The sequence below is a fragment of the Mesorhizobium sp. M7A.F.Ca.CA.004.06.1.1 genome, from assembly GCF_003999135.1.
Taxonomy (GTDB): Bacteria; Pseudomonadota; Alphaproteobacteria; order Rhizobiales; family Rhizobiaceae; genus Mesorhizobium.
Genome location: NZ_RZPQ01000762.1, coordinates 1 through 2794 on the forward strand (window position 1 = coordinate 1; position 2794 = coordinate 2794).

General features: G+C 62.7%; 3 protein-coding genes. 1 reads left to right on the forward strand and 2 read right to left on the reverse strand.

All coding sequences use genetic code 11. The features are described from left to right. The coding region (locus EN906_RS29740) for a glycosyltransferase (RefSeq protein WP_164777456.1) at positions 1-1015 on the reverse strand (1015 nt) is incomplete at its 3' end. A gap of 10 nt (positions 1016-1025) precedes the next feature. Further along, complete coding sequence (locus EN906_RS29745) at positions 1026-1589, reverse strand: polysaccharide biosynthesis/export family protein (protein ID WP_013532220.1); 564 nt, start codon at positions 1587-1589, stop codon at positions 1026-1028. A gap of 260 nt (positions 1590-1849) precedes the next feature. On the opposite strand from EN906_RS29745, the gene EN906_RS29750 reads away from it, so the two are divergent. Then, the coding region (locus tag EN906_RS29750; RefSeq protein WP_164777457.1) for a GumC family protein at positions 1850-2794 on the forward strand (945 nt) is incomplete at its 3' end.

The window sequence follows — 2794 nt, forward strand, 5'->3', positions numbered from 1 at the left end:
CGGCCAGCGCCTGGCTCATCCTGTCGGCGAGCTCGATCGGGTCAGGTCGGATCAGGGCAGGGGAACCGGTGTCGAATATCTCCGGGATGCCGCCGACCGCGGTTGCGATCATCGGCTTTCCCGCGGCAAGCGTTTCCAGGACGATATAGGGCATGGCTTCGGCGCGCGAGGGAACGATGATAAGCGCGGCAAGGGCAAAGGCCTCCCTGGCCGGCATCGGCGGCAGGAAGCGGACATGGCGCTCGAGCCCGAGGCGTTTCACTTGCCCGTGGTAACGCGCAAGGTCGTCGCCGTCGCCGACCATCACCGCGGTCAGTGCGCGGCCGAACTGTGGGCCGGCGAGGGCCAATGCGTCGATGAAGATATCCGGTCCCTTCAGGTCGCGCATCATGCCGATATAAAGCAGGTCGGCTGCGTCCGGCTCGGTGATCACCGGCTCGAATTCAGTGGCGCGCAGGCCGTTATAGACGAGGGTGTTGGGAATGGGCGGCTCGCCAACCTTGTGGCGATAGGTCCGCCGCTCATAGTCCGAGACAAACAGCAGATAGTCGGTGAAGCGAGCCATGAAGCGCTCGAGCGCGAAGAACAGCTTTCCGATGACCGTGCTCTCGTCATAGTGGAGCGAGCCGCCATGCGGCGAATAAAGGCGGGCTACGCGAGACCTTGATACCCGCAACAAAGAGCCGAACAGACGGGCATAGGCGCCACCCTTGGCGCCGTGCCCATGCAGTACGTCCGGCCGCAATTCCTTGATGATCCTGTATGTGCGCCAAGCCGAGGCAAGGTCGCCGGGACCGACATGGCGCTGCATCGGCGTGCGATGAATGCCGAGCGCCAGCATGCCCTTCATCTGCTCGAACAAATGTTCCTCGAACGCGCCGCCCGTCGTCGAATCGCAGACGATGCCGACCGAATGCCCGGCGGCGACCTGCGCCTCGGCCAGGTCGCGCACATGCCGGAAAATTCCTCCGACGGGTGAGCGAAAGCAATGGACGATCCTGAGCCTGTCCGCCACGTGGTGTCTGTCAGAACAGACGTTCGCGGACGTAGACCGTATCGCCCGGCAGCAGCGGGTCGGAGGTGACCACGCGGCCGGTCATCACCTTGCCGTTGATGTCGCGGGTGATGTCGACGCTTTCCTGGTTGGCGCGCGGCGTAAAGCCGCCGGCAATGGCGATCGCCTTCTGCACCGTCAGGCCGGGAACATAGGAATATTGGCCGGCGGCACCCACTTCGCCCATGACGAAGATCGGCCGGTAGCGGTCGATCTCGACCGAAACGTCGGGATCGCGCAGATAGCCTTGCCGCAATTTGTCGGCGATCTCCTTTTCCATCTGCTGCGCGGTGTGGCCGCGCGCCGGTATGGCGCCGACAAGCGGGAAGGAGAGATAGCCGGATTGATCGACACTGTAGGTGTTGGTCAGCCCGTCCTGCTCGAACACGGTCACGCGGACGCGGTCGCCGGCGCCAAGACGGTAGGGCTGATCGAGCACCTCATGGAAGGCGGCCGGCGTCGGCCGGTAGCTGGAACAGCCAGCCAGCATCGATACGGCAAGCAGCGCGCGAAACAGGGAAGCAGTGCTTTTCATGACCGGACAAGTACCTTCGACTGGGCCGCTGCGGCGTCGCAGCAAACATCAGGGATCGAGGCCCGTTATCATCCTGTTAGGGTTAATGGCCGGTAAAGGGAGCGGCCGACACGTGGCGCATCGGCAAGAGTTTTTGTGATTCTTGGCGGTTTTGTTTGCCGCCCGCCAGTAAACCCTAACGGAAACTTACCACGATCTTAACGGCTGAGTTACCATAGTTGTTTACGGTGCGTGCTGACCCAGTATCGGAGTAGGGATGCATGTCCGTTCAGTCCGCGGCCGCAGATGTCGATGTCGATCTCAGGCAGCTCTTCGCCAGTCTGGCGAGGAACTGGCTGCGTATAGTCCTCGTCGTCCTGTTGGCAACCGGGCTGGCCTTCGCTTTCGCCTCGCTGGCAACCCGGCACTACAAGGCCGAGACGCAGGTGGAGATCGCGCCGCGCGAATCCATCTACACGCGGCCGGCCAGCAACAACAATGACACCGACAAGCCTATTCTCGACGAACAGGGCGTCGCCACCCAGGTCCAGATCATTTCCTCCAACGAAATCCTCAAGCAGGTCTCGCAAAAGCTTGGTCTGGAAAAACTGCCCGAGTTCAATGAAGCGCTCGACATGTCGGCGGTGAGCCGCGCTCTGGTCCTGGTCGGGCTGAAAAGCGACCCGATGGAAATTCCGACGGAAGAGCGCGTGCTCAAGAAAATGCACGAGAAGCTCAACGTCTATGGCGTCGAGAAGACCCGCATCATTGCCGTCGAGTTCTCATCGGAAGATCCCAAGCTCGCGGCCGCCGTACCGGACGCCATCGCCGCCGCCTATATAGCGGGGCAAGGGGCGGCCAAGCTCGAATCGAACAGCGCCGCGGCAGACTTCCTGGCGCCCGAGATCGCCGACCTGCAGCGGCAGGTCAAGGATGCCGAGGCGAAGGTCGCCGCCTATCGCGCCCAGTCCGATCTCCTGATGGGTGGCAACAATTCGGTGCTGGCCACCCAGCAGCTTTCGGAACTGTCGAGCGAACTGTCGAAAGTGCGCGCCAACCGCGCCGCGGCCGAAGCGACCGCCGACGGTGTGCGCAGGGCGCTGCAGAATGGCGGTTCGCTGGATGCCGTGCCGGAGGTTCTGTCGTCGGACCTGATCCAGCGCTTGCGTGAGCGACAGGTCGAATTGCGCTCCAACATCGCCGATCTGTCGACGACACTGCTTGGC